The sequence below is a fragment of the Crocinitomicaceae bacterium genome (genome assembly GCA_016708105.1).
Lineage (GTDB): Bacteria > Bacteroidota > Bacteroidia > Flavobacteriales_D > Crocinitomicaceae > JADJGJ01.
The window spans coordinates 80,402-99,152 of the sequence record JADJGJ010000001.1; the positions used below are offsets into that span (position 1 = coordinate 80,402).

The 18,751-nt window shown below is 36.7% G+C and carries 15 protein-coding genes and 1 pseudogene; 14 read left to right on the forward strand and 2 right to left on the reverse strand.

Annotation, left to right across the window (positions count from 1 at the left end; genetic code table 11):
- Positions 1-4: 4 nt before the first annotated feature.
- Positions 5-1,045: a PD40 domain-containing protein gene (locus IPH66_00290; protein ID MBK7127790.1), complete on the reverse strand. Its 1,041-nt coding sequence runs from the start codon at positions 1,043-1,045 to the stop codon at positions 5-7.
- Between the two features lie 237 nt (positions 1,046-1,282).
- Here IPH66_00290 and IPH66_00295 point away from each other — a divergent pair, with 237 nt between their 5' ends.
- The gene (locus IPH66_00295; protein ID MBK7127791.1) at positions 1,283-1,549 is read left to right on the forward strand and encodes an STAS/SEC14 domain-containing protein; all 267 of its coding nucleotides are present in this window, start codon (positions 1,283-1,285) and stop codon (positions 1,547-1,549) included.
- 309 nt (positions 1,550-1,858) lie between these two features.
- Here IPH66_00295 and mfd read toward each other — a convergent pair whose 3' ends face one another.
- Positions 1,859-5,203, reverse strand: a complete 3,345-nt coding sequence (gene mfd / locus IPH66_00300) for a transcription-repair coupling factor (protein MBK7127792.1) — start codon at positions 5,201-5,203, stop codon at positions 1,859-1,861.
- Positions 5,204-5,409: 206 nt separating this feature from the next.
- On the opposite strand from mfd, the gene IPH66_00305 reads away from it, so the two are divergent.
- The 13 genes and pseudogenes from IPH66_00305 (at position 5,410) to IPH66_00365 (ending at position 18,674) form a co-directional block, all read left to right on the forward strand.
- A complete protein-coding gene (locus IPH66_00305; protein ID MBK7127793.1) occupies positions 5,410-7,863 on the forward strand; it encodes a DEAD/DEAH box helicase family protein in 2,454 nt (817 codons plus the stop codon).
- A 170-nt stretch (positions 7,864-8,033) separates the two neighbouring features.
- On the forward strand, positions 8,034-8,945 hold the full coding sequence (locus IPH66_00310; GenBank protein MBK7127794.1) for an Abi family protein: 912 nt from the start codon (positions 8,034-8,036) through the stop codon (positions 8,943-8,945).
- 166 nt (positions 8,946-9,111) lie between these two features.
- The gene (locus IPH66_00315; protein ID MBK7127795.1) at positions 9,112-10,548 is read left to right on the forward strand and encodes an N-6 DNA methylase; all 1,437 of its coding nucleotides are present in this window, start codon (positions 9,112-9,114) and stop codon (positions 10,546-10,548) included.
- A complete protein-coding gene (locus IPH66_00320) occupies positions 10,545-11,630 on the forward strand; it encodes a restriction endonuclease subunit S (protein ID MBK7127796.1) in 1,086 nt (361 codons plus the stop codon). Before IPH66_00315 ends, IPH66_00320 begins: the two co-directional genes overlap by 4 nt.
- A complete protein-coding gene (locus IPH66_00325; protein MBK7127797.1) occupies positions 11,590-11,973 on the forward strand; it encodes a restriction endonuclease subunit S in 384 nt (127 codons plus the stop codon). Before IPH66_00320 ends, IPH66_00325 begins: the two co-directional genes overlap by 41 nt.
- Positions 11,970-12,311, forward strand: a complete 342-nt coding sequence (locus tag IPH66_00330; GenBank protein MBK7127798.1) for a hypothetical protein — start codon at positions 11,970-11,972, stop codon at positions 12,309-12,311. The genes IPH66_00325 and IPH66_00330 overlap by 4 nt, the downstream gene beginning before the upstream one ends.
- Before the next feature lie 183 nt (positions 12,312-12,494).
- Entirely contained in the window at positions 12,495-13,337 is an 843-nt protein-coding gene (locus tag IPH66_00335; GenBank protein MBK7127799.1) for a hypothetical protein, read from the forward strand.
- 143 nt (positions 13,338-13,480) lie between these two features.
- Positions 13,481-14,284 (forward strand): annotated as a pseudogene (locus tag IPH66_00340) (KilA-N domain-containing protein).
- 39 nt (positions 14,285-14,323) lie between these two features.
- Positions 14,324-14,851, forward strand: coding sequence for a virulence RhuM family protein (locus tag IPH66_00345; GenBank protein MBK7127800.1), 528 nt, complete (start codon positions 14,324-14,326; stop codon positions 14,849-14,851).
- Entirely contained in the window at positions 14,824-15,123 is a 300-nt protein-coding gene (locus IPH66_00350) for a glycine zipper 2TM domain-containing protein (protein ID MBK7127801.1), read from the forward strand. The genes IPH66_00345 and IPH66_00350 overlap by 28 nt, the downstream gene beginning before the upstream one ends.
- A gap of 163 nt (positions 15,124-15,286) precedes the next feature.
- A complete protein-coding gene (locus tag IPH66_00355) occupies positions 15,287-15,874 on the forward strand; it encodes a zeta toxin family protein (protein MBK7127802.1) in 588 nt (195 codons plus the stop codon).
- A 119-nt stretch (positions 15,875-15,993) separates the two neighbouring features.
- The gene (locus IPH66_00360) at positions 15,994-17,244 is read left to right on the forward strand and encodes a T9SS type A sorting domain-containing protein (protein MBK7127803.1); all 1,251 of its coding nucleotides are present in this window, start codon (positions 15,994-15,996) and stop codon (positions 17,242-17,244) included.
- Positions 17,245-17,420: 176 nt separating this feature from the next.
- On the forward strand, positions 17,421-18,674 hold the full coding sequence (locus tag IPH66_00365; GenBank protein ID MBK7127804.1) for a T9SS type A sorting domain-containing protein: 1,254 nt from the start codon (positions 17,421-17,423) through the stop codon (positions 18,672-18,674).
- Positions 18,675-18,751 lie beyond the last annotated feature (77 nt).

Below are 18,751 nucleotides of genomic sequence, written 5' to 3' on the forward strand. Positions count from 1 at the left end.
TTCATTATAAATTGTAATCAATCATCCAAACATTATATCCGCCATCCTCTGTTCCTCGTTGTGAAAGGAAATATATCTTGGATCCGTCCGGACTCCATTCTGGAGATACATCATGCCCGGGATGAAAGGTTAATTGTGTAAGTTGGGTTCCATCAATATTGACGATATACAAATCTAAATTCTCCATTCGCTCACGGGTTGCAAGTGTTGAACCTACGCAAAGGACTTTTTTTCCGTCAGGTGAAAGTCGAGGGGTAGAAAATCCCATCTCCTGATGACTTAATATGAGTGTTTCCTGACCGGTTGTTACATTGATTGTCCATATTTCTCCAAGTCCGGTTTCTTTATTATTTCTGTTAATTACAAGAAGGGAATTATCTTTTGAAATATCCGGACTGAAGCCTTCTGTATATTGTGTAGAAAGAGAAGATTTAATATTATAACTCCAAATATAATAACGGGTTGTTTGTTGCTCATACGAATATTCCCCCTTGCAATAGAATAATTCTGTGAAATCTGAATTGTAGACCGGTGCAGATTCAGCAGAAGTAGAACTGGTTATCTGCTGTATAGCTGCTCCTTGCTCTGATTTAATTTGGTAAATATTCAAATCACTATCCATGCTTTCAGTGAAGGCAATATATTCGCCATCTCGTGAAAAACAAAGTCCAATCACGTTATTGCGAAATGTTCTTTGAACAGTACTTTTCCCACCTTCAGTACTTTTGATATAGATATTAGTCTGGTCGTTTTTTGAACCTATGTAGGCCACTTTTTTACCGTCTGGGCTAATACTTAAAAATGGGGCTGCGTACCAATCAATAACACCCTCACTACTTTTGATATTAGGACCAATTACTACGTCTGTTTCATCAGTGAATTTTGTGAATTTTGTACCGCCCTCTTCTGGTACGGATAGATCACGGTAATTCACAACCCGTTCTTTGACAACAACCTTTGGAACTGTTTTAGTCGATGTACTTCGCTGGTAGCATGATTGAAAAACCAGTGCTGTCAGTAAAAATGGAATAATCTTTTTTCTCATTTATTATCAAATATTACTTTACCTCAAAGAAGCGAAATAGCCACAATATCTGATGAAAAAACATCATCGAATATTTTTTGCCTAATTCTTGCTCTAATGAAAAAAATTCTGTGCGAATGTACTGATTAGTTTTAAAATATACAATACCCACAAATGGGTAACACATTTAGTTAGATTTCTGATTGATGTAGAGTAACTGAACACATCGTTCAATTATCTGATTTAGATGTTTAACGTATGCAGCATGTTATCTCAGGTGATCAAGAAGTGGCTATGCTCGTTGACATTTACAACGTTGACAATAAAATTCTAAAAGAGGCTAAGGAGTATTTTACCAAAAAAGGGAAAATGCTTGCTCTGACCCGCGCCGTGGCAATTGTTCAAAAATCAGGACAAGAAAATTTGCTCGGCGGATTTTTTTCAGGTTTGATCAAACCTATTTATCCGGTAAAAACTTTTGAGACAAGACAGGATGCTTTGTTGTGGTTGAAGGCTGTGAATTGAGCTTTTGGGAATTGGTTGAGTTCCTTGTGTTTAAAAGTCGTCCCAGTGGGACGACTCCACACACTTTTGAGACAAGACAAGATGCTTTGTTGTGGTTGAAGATTGTGAATTGAGCTTTTGGGAATTGGTTCAGTTGTGGTTGAAGATTATTAAATAATCCATTTGAAGTAGGCGCAGGTCGCGACCTGCGCCTACTTCAAATGAACGACCTGCGCCTACTTCAAATGAACGACCTGCGCCTACTTCAAATGAACGACCTGCGCCTACTTGAAATGATCAACCTGCGCTCAATTGAAACATACGGAGCTTCTAAACCACCAATGATCCAATCCTCCCCAAATTCTCCACCGCTTTGGAAATGCTTTTCACATGATCAAAAACTAATCGCAGTTTTTCATTGCGCTCATTCATCACACAATCATTTGGGTTTGTTTGAATGAAGTTTAGTACACTGGTAAATGTGTTGGATTGGTAGTAAGGCGAATCTTGTTTTGAGATGAAATAGCCAATCATTTTTCCGCCTTTGATTACCAGTTTTTCAAAGCCAAGTTCTTTTGCCATGCGCCGCAATTGCATGGAGTAAATGAGCTCTTCAACTTGCAATGGGAGCGGGCCAAAGCGGTCAATCAAACCGGTTTTAAATTGGGATAGTTCTTCATCGTTTTTTGCGCTGTCTAAATCTTGATACAAAACTAAACGCTCTGTCACCTGATTGACATAATTATCCGGAATCAGCAATTCCAAATCGGTTTCAAAAATGCAATCTTGAACAAAGTCTTTTCCATCAACATCAGGATCGGCATCAAACAAATCTTTAAATTCATTTTCACGCAATTCTTGAATAGCTTCTGCCAGAATTTTCTGATACATTTCAAAACCGATATCATTGATGAAGCCTGACTGTTCTCCACCTAATAAATTTCCTGCTCCGCGAATATCTAAATCTCGCATGGCAATATTAAAGCCCGATCCCAGATCTGAAAAATGCGCAACGGCCTCTAATCTTTTTCTTGAATCAGCCGGCAAATGATGCATGGGCGGCGTGATTAAATAACAAAATGCTTTTTTATTAGAACGCCCTACACGTCCGCGCATTTGATGTAAATCACTCATGCCAAATGTCTGCGCGTTGTTGATGATGATCGTGTTTGCGTTTGGAACATCAATACCTGATTCAATGATGGTAGTTGCAACCAAGACATCGTATTCGTATTCCATAAAACCGGTCATGATGTCTTCTAATTTTTCACCATCCATCTGACCATGTCCAACAGCCAACCGAATGCCGGGGCAAAGTCGTTGAATCATGCCTGCAATTTCATGAATATTTTGAATGCGGTTATGTACAAAAAATACCTGACCGCCGCGTTGAACTTCGTATGTTATGGCATCACGAATCACCTCTTCATTCATGCCGATAATTTCAGTTTCAACCGGCTGACGATTTGGTGGCGGTGTATTGATTACTGACAAGTCTCTTGCACCCATCAGTGAAAATTGTAAGGTGCGTGGAATGGGCGTAGCAGTAAGCGTTAAGGTATCAACTGAAGTGCGCATGGTTTTCAATTTATCTTTTACACCCACACCAAATTTTTGCTCTTCATCAATAATGATTAAACCAAGATCTTTGAACTTTACATTCTTTCCAACTATAGCATGCGTTCCAATGATGATATCAATTTCGCCTTTTTCTAAAGCTTTTAAAGTTTCTGTAATTTTTTTCTGTGATTTGAAGCGGTTGATATACTCAACCCTCACCGGAAATTCTTTCAAGCGCGCGCTAAAAGTTTTGTAATGTTGTATAGATAAAATGGTAGTTGGTACCAACACGGCAACTTGTTTTCCATCTGTTGCGGCTTTGAATGCAGCGCGTATGGCAACTTCAGTTTTTCCAAATCCCACATCACCGCAAATTAGCCTGTCCATAGGCGCTTCTGACTCCATATCTTCTTTCACTGCCAGGGTTGCTTTTAACTGGTCAGGCGTATCTTCATAAATGAACGATGCTTCTAATTCATTCTGTAAATACGTATCAGGCGCAAAGGCAAAACCTTTTTCTTTTTTTCTTTCAGCATACAATTTAATTAAATCATACGCTAATTCTTTTACGCGAGATTTGGTTTTCTTTTTAGCATTACTCCATTGTTGTGATCCAATTTTATTCATCGTTGGCTCGGTGCCGTCTTTGCCTGAATATTTTGAAATACGATGCAGTGAGTGAATTGAAACATACAATACATCATTGTCTTTATACACTAAGCGAATAGCCTCTTGCGGCTTGCCATTCACATCAATAATTTCTAAACCTGAAAAACGACCAATGCCATGATCAATATGTGTTACAAAATCTCCTTTTTGAAGATTGTAAATTTCTTTCAGCGTTAATGCTTGTTGATTTTTACGGTATCCTTCTTTTAATCTGAAGCGGTGATAACGTTCAAAAATTTGGTGATCAGTATAACAAACAAAACGCATTTCGTTGTCAATAAAACCCTCATGCAAAGCAATGGTGAGCATGCTGAATTCTACATCTGCTTTTAAATCTTTGAAGATAGAGTAAAGGCGTTCAATTTGTTTGGGCTGACTTGAAATGATGAAGTTGATAAACTTTGCTTTTTTTCTGTTTGTAAGATCTTCAATCAGCAAATCAAAATTTTTATTGAAGCTTGGTTGCATGCCGCAGTTGAAGTGTACAGCCGTTTCACTCAATACCGGACGATCACTGTATTCAACTAAAGCATATTTTTTCAATTGATCAAGCAAGTGATGCTGATCTAAAAAAAGATCAACCGGCGGAGAATGTTTCACCGGTGATTCTGCCAATTGATTGTATGCCTCAGTTGCTTTCAAATATGCTTTTTCCATTAAGCCGCAGATGAGGTCAACATCTTTAATCCAAATGGTGGTTTGTGGCTGAATAAAATGCAGAAAACTTTCACGCACCTCTTCCGTTTTTTGATGCTGAATATTTGGAACAACCGTAAAGCGATTAACCGTTTTCACAGACAATTGATTCACCGGATCAAACGTGCGAATGGTATCTACATCATCTCCAAAAAACTCAACTCTGAAGGGCTCATCATTTGAAAAAGAAAACACATCAACAATACCACCGCGCACGGCAAATTGTCCGGGTGCGTAGACAAAATCTACTTTCTCAAAATCATACTCAATGAGCAGTTCGTTGATAAAATCAATCGAATAATTTCCGCCTTGTTTTATTTCAAGAATACTTTTGGCAAATTGTTTTTTGGTGATTACTTTTTCAGATAATGCTTCAGGATATGTCACAATAATTGCAGCTGCGTTTCGGTTGATACGCTCCAACACTTCAGCGCGTGAAACCACGTTGGCATTATCAGTCTCTTCTATTTGATAAGGTCTTTTATAACTATGCGGAAAAAATAAAATACCCTGATTCAAATGATCCAAATTCTGCAAATCATTATAAAAAAAAGCAGCTTCTTCTTTATCCGGCAGAATGAAAAGATGATTCCCGCCAAGCTCTTGAATCACCGCATCAGCAATCACCGTTTTAGCTGAACCCGCCAAACCCTGCAAACTAATTTTTGGACAATGCGCCGCCAAGTGAGAACAGATCATTCTCACTTTTTCACTTTTTGCGTAAGCTGAACGAAACTCAGAAACGTTCATGGGATGCAAAGATAGGGGATGTTTTCTATTTATATGGTGTAAGTTTTGAGAATACTAGTTATGGCATTTTGAAAACTGTTAGTTATGAAATCCATTTGAATAGTTTACCCAGTGTTTGTGTATATCATTGTTGATGGTATATTTTGAGTGAATAAATAGTTGGATTTTACACATTATGCTTATTTTAGATGAAATAAATTCAATTTGTGGATAAAAAAAGTCTTTCAGAAAGAGATATATGCACCAAGTTTATCACCCCGGCCTTAATCAAGGCAGGTTGGGATAATCAGCTTCAAATACTGGAAGAGGTTTCGTTTACTGACGGTAGGATTTATGTGAAAGGAAAATTAACCGCCCGGGGCAAACGGAAAAGAGCCGATTACATTCTTTATTATAGACCCAATATTGCAATTGCGATTATTGAGGCAAAAGACAACAAACATTCTGTTAGGGCTGGAATACAACAAGGCTTGGATTATGCACAGATTTTAGATATTCCTTGTGTGTTCAGCAGCAACGGGGATGGATTTTTATTTCATGACAGAACTGAGACTTCTGAAAATCTTGAACGTGAAATTTCATTAGATGAATTTCCAAGTCCGCAAGTTTTATGGGAACGCTATAAAAAATACAAAGGCATCACCACCGCTGAAACTGAAAAAATTGTCTCGCAAGATTATTATTCAGATGGTTCTGGACGGTCACCGCGCTACTACCAACAAATTGCTGTAAATAGGACTGTTGAAGCAATTGCAAAGGGCCAAAACCGTGTACTGCTGGTAATGGCTACTGGTACAGGTAAAACTTATACGGCTTTTCAAATCATTCACAGACTTTGGAAAAGTGGAGCAAAAAAGCGAATCTTGTTTCTGGCAGACAGAACTGCTTTAATTGATCAAACAAGAAAAGGAGACTTTAAGTATTTCAGAGATAAGATGACCATTATCAAAAAGAAAGTCGTTGGGTCTAAAGATGGAAAAGATGAACTGGTTTCAAATAGAAAAAAAGGGATTGATAGTTCTGACAAGGCGTATGAAATATTTTTGGGATTATACCAAGGTTTAACAAATAACGAACCCGGTATTGAAGATGCCTACAAAGATTTTTCTCCAGACTTTTTTGATTTGATAATTATCGATGAGTGTCACCGTGGCAGTTCAAAAGAAGATAGCAGTTGGCGAGAAATTTTAACTTATTTCCAAAGTGCAACACATATTGGTTTAACAGCTACTCCTCGTGAAACTTATGAAGCAAGCAACAGTGAATATTTTGGAGATCCGGTTTATACCTATAGTTTAAAGCAAGGAATTTCTGATGGATTTTTAGCGCCATATCGTGTGGTTAGAATTCAACTGAATGTAGACGCTGAAGGTTGGCGGCCAGATAAAAATAAATTTGATAAACATGGTCAGACAATTGAAGACAGAATATATAACCGCAAAGATTTCGATAAGCATTTGGTCATTGAAGAACGGACAGATGTAGTTGCCAGAAAGGTCACTGAGTTCCTCAAAGGTTATGACAGATTTGCTAAAACCATCATTTTCTGTGTCGATATCGATCACGCCGAACGCATGCGTTCGGCCATTGCTCGCCATAATGCAGATTTGGTGTCGGAGAATTACAAGTACGTGATGCAGATCACAGGAGATAACGATGAAGGAAAGAGGGAATTGGATAATTTTATTAATCCCGAAGAAAAATATCCGGTGATTGCTACAACATCGGAATTGATGACAACAGGGGTTGATGCACAAACATGTAAAGTTATCGTGCTGGATGCAAACATTAATTCAATGACCAAGTTCAAACAAATTGTTGGACGCGGAACCAGGATTAATGAAGAGTATGGTAAAATGTATTTCACCCTGCTGGATTTTAGAAATGCAACCGACCTTTTTGCAGATCCTCATTTTGATGGAGAGCCGCTTAGAGTAAAACCAGTCAATGAAGAAACACCGCTGAATGAAATTGTAAGCGAAGAAGAAAATCAGACAATACCCGTGCTAGATGAAGAAACTGGTGAGGAGCTTCAGATTTTAGCGCCCCAAATACGTTATCCGACAAATACTGCTCGACCGGTAATGACGGATAACCGACAAAAAGTATACGTGAATGGGGTAGATGTGTCGGTCTTGGTAAGTCGCGAATTGTATTTTGACCAAAATGGTAAGCCCATAACAACCAGTTTGAAAGAGCATACCAGAGATCTTGTTCAAAAGCAATACAAGTCTCTTGATGATTTTCTTTTAAAGTGGAATTCAGAAGATAAAAAAGAGGCAATTATAGCTGAGCTAATGGAGCAGGGTGTAATGGTGGATGCACTTTATGAAGCAGTCAATAAGGAGGTTGATTTGTTTGACCTGATTTGCCATGTTGCATATGATCAACCACCGCTGAGCAGAAAGGAACGCGCCACTAAGGTCAAAAAACGAAATTACTTTACAAAGTACGGTGATCAAGCCCGCAAAGTATTAGAAGCATTGCTAGATAAATACGCTGATGAAGGTATTACCAATATCGAGAGCATTGAAGTTTTGCGTGTAAATCCATTTGATGAATTTGGAACACCGGTGGAAATAATTAGTCAGTTTGGAAGTAAAGAAAAATATTTGGAAGCAGTAAAAGAGTTGGAAAATGAACTTTACAAAATTGCTTAAAACAAGAAGTCTATTAAGGCTTTAAACAGCTTTATTCACTAAGGTTGGTTTAAAATAATATGAAAAAAATGACAGCGTGAAAAAAAATGCTTTATATTTGTCTCAACAGTACCCGTCACGCTTCTCGTAAGATCAGCGCACCAGGACGGGTCTTTTCATTTTATACAATCATGGAATTTGAAAAATCAGCCTTTACTTTAGATGACCAAATTGACCTTCTCAAAGAGCGAGGCATGATAATATCCAACGACGCTAAAGCAAAGGAATATCTTTCGAATATTAGCTATTATAGATTAAGCGCATATTGGTACACGCTTCTGGAAAATCCGAAGACAGATCATTTATTTATTGAAGGAACAACGTTTGAAACCGCTATTGATACATACATTTTTGACAGAAAACTTAGATTAATAATTTTTGACGAATTGGAACGCATTGAAATAGCGATGCGCACAACTCTGATTTATAATTATTGTCTTGATTACGGTAATAATTGGTATGAAGATAAAGCACTTTACCGCGGCAAGGACACCTATTTTTATAAGTTTCAAACTATTCTTATTGATGAAATGGACAAGACTAGCGAGGTCTTCATTAAACATTATCGCTCTAAATACACTAAACCCGCAAACCCGCCGGCATGGATGGCATTAGAGTTAATTTCCTTTGGGCAACTTTCCATGTTGTTCAAAAATTTAAAAAACTGTAATGCCCGTAAAAATGTAGCAACCCACTTTGGATTGGATGAACATGTTTTTGAATCTTGGCTTGATTCACTTTCTTATGTAAGAAATACCTGCGCACATCACATGCGTTTATGGAATCGTAAAATTCCCAGAACACCAATTCTGCCTAAAAACTCAAAACAACCATGGTTGAGAGAACTACCACCACCTGATAGAAACAACAGGATTTATATTTCGCTTTGTATGATCGCTTATCTCTTAAAATCAGTGAGCCCAGGAAACAGTTTTGCATTAAAGGTGTCTAACTTGTTAGATAAATATCCAAAAGTACCCAAGCAATACATGGGCTTTACTAACAACTGGAAAAGTGAATTGTTATGGAAAATAAATCCCTGAAAAATTTATAATCTTATGTGACTGTCATGTGACTAACGCAGTTAAACAATTCGTAAGTCATTGATAATCAATGTTCATTTATGTGACGGTCATGTGATTAATGAACAAAAAATAAACGTCCCTGATTACCGGCGACCTAAAATTTAAGCAATACAAAAGACATAAAATGAGCAACATATCAGGCATAATAAAATCAATTCAAAACATCATGTGGCAAGACACCGGCCTTAACGGTGACGCGCAACGCATTGAACAATTAGGCTGGATGCTTTTTCTGAAAATTTTCTCAGATAAAGACAAAGAGTTGGAGTTGTTAGATGACAAATACAAATCACCCATCCCGGATAAATTTCATTGGGTAAAAGAAAAAGGCAATTGGGCAGGTGATGATGAAGGTATGACCGGTGATGAATTGCTGGAGTTTGTTGACCGTCAATTATTCCCTGCTTTGCGCAACATTGATTTAAGTTCAGGTAATCAGCGCGCGGTGATTGTGCGTGAAGTTTTTGACGGCAATAACAATTACATGAAAAGCGGAATCAATATCCGCAAGGTGTTGAACAAACTGAATGAAATTGATTTTAACATTGCCAAAGACCGCCATGCTTTTGGTGAATTGTATGAAACCATTTTAAAAGAATTGCAGAGCGCCGGTAAAAGTGGTGAGTTTTATACGCCTCGCGCCATCACACAATTTATTACTGAAATTTTAGACCCGCAGTTGGGTGAAAAAATATTAGACCCTGCTTGTGGAACCGGTGGTTATTTAACTTGCGCCATTGAGCATTTAAAAAAGCAAGTAAAAAATGTAAAAGACCGAAAAAGCATTGAACAAAATATTGCCGGTTGGGAATACAAACCATTGCCGTATTTGTTAGCCACTACCAATTTAATTTTGCATGATATTGAAGTACCTAATATCAGATTTGGTGACGCATTAGATCAACCCCTTGGTAATTTTACTGAAAAAAACAGAGTAGATCTTATTTTGGCAAACCCACCTTTTGGTGGCATTGTAGCCAATAACAACGAAACCAATTTTCCACAAACTTTCCGCACTAAAGAAAGTGCTGATTTGTTTTTGATATTGATGATTCACCTCTTAAAAAAGGGCGGCCGTGCTGGAATTGTTTTACCAGATGGCTCTTTAACTGGTGATGGTGTTAAACAACGCGTGCGTCAAAAATTATTGGAAGATTGTAATTTGCACACCATTATCCGTTTGCCCAATTCTGTTTTTCAACCTTATGCAACAGTAGCGACCAATCTTCTATTTTTTGAGAAAGGAAAACCAACCAAAGACATCTGGTATTATGAACACCGCATGCCTGAAGGGTATAAAGCCTACAATAAAACAAGACCTATTCGTGTTGAAGAATTTGAACCCATCAAAAAATGGTGGAACAAACGCAAAGAAAGTGACATCGCTTGGAAAGTAAATATCAAAACCATTATTGAACGTGGGTATGATTTGGATATTAAAAATCCAACCAAGCCCGAAGAAGAAAAAGAATACAACAGTTCAGATCTAATTGGAATGCTTAATGCCTCTTTTGAGAAAAGTCACAAACTATTGAATCAACTTAAGCAAGCAATAAAATGAGTTGGCAAAAAGTAAAACTGGGTGATTTACTAACTGAGAGTAAAGTCATTTCAGAAAACCCAAATCCGGATCGCAGAATTAAAGTTAAGTTGAAGGTACTTGGTGTTGAAAAAAGAGGATTGGAAAATGAAGTTGAAGGTGCCACAAAACAATATTTGAGAAAAGCTGGACAATTCATTTATGGTAAACAAAATTTCCATAAAGGTGCATTTGGTATTGTACCAAAAGAGCTAGATGGGTTTGAAAGTAGTTCAGATTTACCGGCTTTTGATGTTGACAAATCCTGTTTGCCAGAATTTCTTTTCTACTTTTTTAAACAAGGAAATTTTTATTTAGAATTGGCTAAAATTGCTTCAGGCGTTGCAACACAACGTATTAATACTGCTGAACTATTTGAATTGGAAATTTTGTTGCCTGACATCAAAACTCAAAGAAAATTAATTTCAAATATTCAATTATTGGAAAAAAATGGAGGAGAGATTTCCACCGAACTCACCCACCAACAAGCCCTCGTAAAAAAACTCCGCCAGCAATTATTGCAAGATGCTGTTCAAGGCAAATTGGTTCCACAAAACAAATCCCAAAAGCTATCGGGAGAACCCACCAGTGAGCTGCTCAAAAAAATAAAAGCTGAAAAGGCAAAGTTGATTGCTGAGAAGAAACTAAAAAAGGAAAAAGAATTGCCGCCTATTAAACCCGAAGAAATTCCATTTGAAATTCCGGAGAATTGGGTTTGGTGTCGGTTGGGGGATTTATGCACAGAACTTTTGGGCGGTTTTGCTTTTGACAGCACCCGTTATTCAAAAACAGAAACTCCAAATCAAGTTATTAGGTTAGGAAATGTAAAACCCAATCAACTTGTATTGGAAACGACCCCAGTATATATTGATGATAATTATGCTTTTGAGGCCATTCGAGCAAAACTAATAGAAGGAGATATCTTAATCACAATGACTGGTACGAGAGCTAAAAGGGATTATTTATTCACTTTATGTTTAAGTCAATCTGATTTAGAAACAAAAACTCTCTTTCTAAACCAACGTGTTGGTTTGCTTTCGCTTTGGTTCTTTCATTGCAAATAAGTACATCAATATAACTCTAAAGGATGTTAGATTACTTCAAGTTGTATTCGATTCATCAACTGGTGCTGCAAATCAAGCAAATATTGGTATCGCAGCATTAAAAGATATTTTAATTCCGCTTCCACCTTTAGCGGAACAAACCCGCATCGTTCAAAAATTAGATGAGTTGATGAAATGCTGTGATGCTTTGGAAACAAGTATTAAAGAAAGTCAGTCAACCAATGAAAAATTATTGCAGCAGGTTTTGAGGGAGGCGTTGAGGGGTGATTCGGATAAAAATGAGTTGTCAGAAATTGGAATTGATGCAGAACCAAAGTCATTGAAGAAAAGAAAAAACAAATGAAACGGGTTAATGCTGTTGCCTATTCTAAAGATTTCAAAACAGAGGGTCATAAGCCAGTTTTGATACTTGCGGATGACCGCAAAAAATATGTCATTAAACCACAACGTCCAGATCGATTTGATTATTCCATTTACAATGAAATTTTGGCTCATCACTTTTTAAAGTTATGGGGATTTCATTCACCTGAAATTGCTTTGGTAAAAGTTGATAAAGAAATTTTGAAGAACTCTTACAATGCAAAAACTTACAGTGTCATTAACGCCTTTAATGATAGTATTATATTCGCAAATAGCTCGTCAAATCATAAAAATGGCGAAGCCCACCAACAAATGGATTGATTTGCAACCTGAATTGTTTTACATTTGTATAAAGAAATGTCAGGGAAAATTTGATGAAATAATTGAAACCATTCAACCTCATATTCCGTTGAGTAAAGACGAAAGGTTGAATTTGCAAACATTCCTTTTTCACAAGGAAAGAAACGAACAAGTGTTTAACGATTTTCTTTCAAGAATCAAAAAATGAAATTTTACTACAGCATATTAAAAATTAGCCCGAACACATCATCGGGAGATTCATTTTCAATTGGCTTGTTAGCCTTTGATAAAAATGAGGCAGTGATTCATTTTTCTGAGAACAGAAAATTGCTTGCAAAAAAACTAGTTGAACCATCGCTGATTGATTTCTTCTGCAAACAACTTGTTCAAAAGGTAAATGAACTAAACAAAATTCATCAACGAGATTTGAAAACACTCTTCAAAAAAGAATACGTTTTTGATGAGTCTTATTTGGATTACCTCAGTAATTATTCAAGCGGATTATTACAGTTGAGTAAGTCCAATGTCTTTAAAGGTTTAATGAATGAAGACAATCTGACCTTCCTTTTCGAATCATTAATTGAAAAAACGAAGATTAAAAAACAAACGCACAAAAAGAAATCTGCAATTATGGAAATTGTAGAAGAAAAGCTGATTGAGCGTGTCAAAGATAAAGTTCATACACATGTAAAATTAGATTCAAGTGTATTGAATACGTTGCATTATTCATTTGACATGGATTGTATCGGAAAGAATGGAGTTTTTGTTGGTGCCAGAACACTTGATTTCACAAATTCACACCTTACGTTAGACAACACAATCAGTCATTATATAAATCTGATCACACTGCTAACGCTAGAACACAATAAGAAAATTTCAGAAAATAAATTCTACGTAATTGGTGAAGAACCGATGGAAATTGATTCAAAGGAACATGAGATTTGGGATTCAATCCAAGGAAATCCATTATTTTCCGTCATTCATCCTGAGCAATCTGAATTGGTAGCAGTGCAGATTGAAAAAAGCAAAGCAAAGAAATTTATTTAATAGAATATAGTCAAAATTTTATTTAATTTTATTTCATCAAAACGCAATAGCAATTCCCATTTCTGAATTGCAAACTTCAACCGAAGAGAAAACGCAATCACAAAACATTGTTTTCAAGTAATTGGAAAAGTAAGAGTAAAAAATTGTACGCGCTTGGGTTAGATATTGGGTTTCAGTTGATAAGTCAAAAGGAATATATTTCGCTAACAGATATAGCGAAATATAAAAATCCAAATCATAGTGATGACGTCATAAAAAACTGGTTACGAAACCGAAATACAATAGAATTGTTAGGTTTTTGGGAGCAACTATATAACCCGGATTTTAAACCCGTCGAATTCGACGGGTTTAGAAAAGAGTCAGGGTTAAACAGTTTTGTAATGACACCAAAAAAAGTGGATTGAGACAACCAACGCACGGGGCATTAGTTCAAAATCCGGAAGATACGGCGGTACGTTTGCGCATATTGATATTGCCTTTGAATTTGCAAGTTGGGTATCAATAGAATTCAAATTATACCTCATTAAAGAATTCCAACGATTAAAAGAAGAAGAACAAAAACAATTAGGTTGGTCAGCAAAACGTGAATTAGCCAAAGTAAATTATCACATTCACACAGATGCCATTAAGGAACATTTGATTCCGAATGAAATTACTGCGCAGCAGGCTTCAGTGATATTTATGCCAGTGAATCAGATGTATTGAACATGGCACTTTTTGGAAAAACCGCTAAGCAATGGCGTGATGAAAACAAATCACTGAAAGGAAACATAAGAGATTATGCACACATCAATGAACTAATTTGTCTATCAAATTTAGAAAATATCAACGCGCTTTTGATCAATGAAAAACTTTCTCAAAAAGATAGATTAATTAAACTAAATCAAATTGCCATTAAACAAATGACCTTGTTGCAATCTGTTGAAAACCGCAAGTTTTTAAAATAAAAATGACCAGCGCTACTATATCAAAACCAACAAGGAGACATCAAATTGGATGTGACTTTGGTTGATGAAACTGTTTGGTTGACACAGGCGCAACTTTGTGAATTGTTTCAAAAATCCAAAGCAACAATTAGTGAACACATCAAAAATATTTTTGAAGAGGGAGAATTGAATGAAGAAGTGATTGTTCGGAATTTCCGAACAATCACTCAACATGGTGCCATTGCTGATAAAACGCAACAGAAGGAGGTTAAACATTATAATCTGGATGTAATCATCTCTGTTGGTTATCGTGTGAAATCAGCTCAAGGCAAACAATTTAGTATTTGGGCAACGCAGCGATTAAAAGAATACATCATCAAAGGTTTTACGCTGAATGATGAGCGTTTCAAAAGCGGTAACACCATGAATTATTTTACGGAGTTGCAAGAGCGTTTTGTCGAGAATCTCAATTCATTTAGGTTTTTCTATCAGAAAACATGGGACATGAACCATACAAGATTTAGTATTGAAGACTCTTTCATTTTTTGTACCTTTGGGTTATGCCGCATCAAAATAGAGATGAAATAATTAAAGATGCAATTGCCGGAGGATTAATAGGCGCCGCACTTGGAGCCATGTTGACCGGAAAAAGTGATCGTTCTATTCTTGCTGCAATTGTTGGTGCAGCTATAAACGCTTCGCTCAAAGCGCAACAGGAAGTTAAAGCATTGGACACCTCAGTTGTGTATGAAATTGATGGAATCATTTACAGGGTACACCCGGATGGTTCGAAAGAATTCGTAAAAAGACTTCCACGATCTAAAAGACGTATTTATAAACGAGAATTTCGTCTTGAGTAAATCACAACATAAGCGACTCAGAATTTATGCCGGACCGAACGGCTCTGGGTAGTCTCTTCTTTCAAAGGAGCTTAAAAATCCAACTGACAAACGAATAAAAATTGGAGTTTTTGTTAACGCAGATGAAATTGAAAAGTCTTTAGTAGAAAAGGGGTTTTTAAATTTGAAAGATTATAAAATTTCTGCCAACACAGAAGAACTGCAATTTTTTGTTTCTGAATCAGGAATGTCTCCAACTAAAATGAAATCTCCGAATATTTATAAGCAATTTAAAATTCGTTTCAATAGAATACAATTTTCTGGACAAGTCAATTCTTATCTAGCTGCTGACGTTGCTGCATTCATTAGGAATAAATTATTGAAAGCCGGAGTAAGTTTTGCTTTTGAAACAGTATTTTCGCGTCCATCTAAATTAGAGATAATGCGTGTAGCCAAGGAGAACGGATATCGAGTTTATCTCTATTTCATTACCACGGAAGATCCAAAAATTAACATCGACAGGGTGAAATTGCGAGTGCAAAAAGGTGGACATAGTGTTCCTGAAAATCTTGTTTCTAAGAGATACTATAAAACCATGAGACTTTTAATTTCTGCAATCAAGGCAAGCTATAGATCATACCTTTTTGATAACTCGGGAGAACATTATGAATTAGTTGCGTTTGTTGATCCTGGAAATATTGTTAGAATAACTGATTTCGATAGAAAAATTCCAAATTGGTTTATTGAATATGTATATCAAGGTAAAGCATAGTTAGCGTTTCGTATTATTCTTTCACCCCCCCATTCATAAACAATAACAGTCTATTAATGAACTTATGGGTGATCGTTCCTGTTCCTTGATTACCTTTGCAAAAAAATAAACGACTACTTATGAAAAAAATGCTACTCTCTATGAGCGCCTTTGTTGCGCTTTCAGTTTCTGCTCAACAAGCGGTGACAGATGTTTCCGGTGTTGTGAATAACCCGGTTACTGAATCTGATGTTCAGACAAAAACCTACAACGCTTGCAGTTATGTGCAGGAAGGAAATTCCTACCAACAAGGTTATGGTTGCAGTACCCTTTTTGCTACCGTGATTTCTGAAGATTTTACTGTGCCTGATGGTGAATGTTGGTATATTGATGAAGTGATGGCTTCATTCTTTACAAACAATCTAGCTGACATGACTGCCATTGATGTTGCAATTTATGATGATGCTGCCGGAGCACCGGGAACATTAATTGCTTTACAAACAATACCTGTTGCCGATATCAATTCGGTATATGATGGAACTGCGTATGGGCTCAACATTGATCACCATTTTATTAGTTTATCTTCCCCTTATACACTTTGTGGTGGTGTTGGCGGAACTAAATATTGGATTTCATTTCAAGTAGTTTGTTCGTCGGCAAGTTTTTACTGGGAGTGTACTTATTTGACTACCTACGCCAACAATTGTTATTCTGCACCGGATGAAGCCGGGCCATGGTCTCTTTTTGGTTATGACATGGTGATGGAAATTTTTCACAAAGATTACAATTACATCAACCAAACAGAATGTGCAGGTTATTCAATCACTGTTGGTGCTAACACCTACGACTCAACCGGAAATTATATTGATACACTAACATCAGTGGCCGGTTGTGATTCAATTGTTGAAGTAGATTTAACTATCATCACTGTTGATGCAGGTGTAACACAAACCGGTGTTATCCTTACGGCAGACTTGGCTGCAGCAAGCTACCAATGGTTAGATTGTAATAATGCTTACGCAGTTATTGCATCAGGTACAAATCAATCATTCACTTCACCAAGCAATGGAAATTTTGCTGTTGAGGTTACTGATGCAGGTTGTGTTGATACATCTGCTTGTTTCTTGATTGATTATACCGGTGTTGAAGAATCAGAAAATGGTGTGGTTACTTTATATCCAAATCCATCAAACAATATAGTTCAATTGCAAGGCATCACACAACTGCAAGGAGTAAGTTTGATTACTATTACCACCATCACAGGTGAAGTAGTGGTAGTGTATTCAAAAGCAGTTTCTGAAATAGATTTATCGGCACTTTCTGCCGGTGTTTATTTCGTAAACATTCAACATGAAAATGGATTGTCATCACTTAAATTGGTGAAAGAATAAATTCATTAAATATATTTTGAAGAATACCGAATCAGCATGTGTTGGTTCGGTATTTTTTTTGTGAAAAATCAATTGAATTGTAAAATGGTTGATTTATATCACGTATTCATCGTCAAAAGTCACGGTTTCATCTAATGCACTCCGTAACTTTGTCTTTAAATAATTTAAACGATCTTATGAAAAAAATTCTACTCACACTCTCTGCTATTGGTGTACTCTCGCTTTATGCGCAACAGAGTACAAGTTTGTCAGAAACTAGTGCACAGCCTTCTGAGGCTATTGTTGTTTCACAGCAAAAAACCTATGCAAGTTGTTCGTATTTGCAAGAGAACAACGCATTCGAAAACGGACGTGTCAGCAATGTGCTGTTCCCACTTGTTTCAGCAGATGATTTTGCTATTCCTGCTGGAGAGAATTGGTTGATTAATGAAGTGCAAGCCAATTTTTTTACCTATGACCCGGCAAATGCAACGGCCATAATTCTGAATTTCTATGCAGATAATACGGGATTACCGGGTTCAATACTTGGTGCTGACACTATTTTACCGGTAGACTTTACTATGACTTTTTTGGGAACCAATTTTGGTTTGAGTATTTATAAATATGTAATGACGCTTGATAATGACATCGTTCTTTCAGGTGGCAGTACCTACTGGTTTTCAGCTCAGGTTGTGAATACTACCAGTTCAACTGATTTTTATTGGGAAACGGTAAATACCGGATCACCTTATGGAAACAATGGTGTGAATGCTCCAACACCTGCCGGACCATGGACAATGGAAGTTGCTGATAACTTTGTTTTTGAATTAGGTTATGCACTCAAAACAACCATCATTGAATCAGAGTGCGAAGGATTTTCTGTTACTGTGGGAACCAATGTGTATAACTCAACAGGTTTTTATGTAGATACTTTGACATCAATAGATGGTTGTGATTCTATCGTTGAAGTAGATTTAACTATATTCAATGTTGATGCCGGCGTAACGCAATCTGGTTTTACACTCAATGCTGATTTGGGCGGAGCATCTTATCAGTGGTTAGATTGTAATAATGCCTATGCAGTTATTCCTTCTGAAACTAATCAATCATTCACCTCAGCAGTGAATGGTAGCTTTGCGGTAGAAGTAACGGATGGTGGATGCGTTGATACTTCAGCGTGTTATTTGTTAGACGATAGTGGTTTGGGTAATGAACAAAAAAGTGTAGTTACCCTATATCCAAATCCATCAAACAATATAGTTCAATTGCAAGGCATCACACAACTGCAAGGAGTAAGTTTAATCACTATTACCACCATCACAGGTGAAGTAGTGGTAGTGTATTCAAAAGCAGTTTCTGAAATAGATTTATCGGCACTTTCTGCCGGTGTTTATTTCGTAAACATTCAACATGAAAATGGATTGTCATCACTTAAATTGGTGAAAGAATAATTTGAGTAAAATACTTTTTGATGAATACCGAATCAGCGTATGTTGGTTCGGTATTTTTTTTGTGAAGAAACAAACAA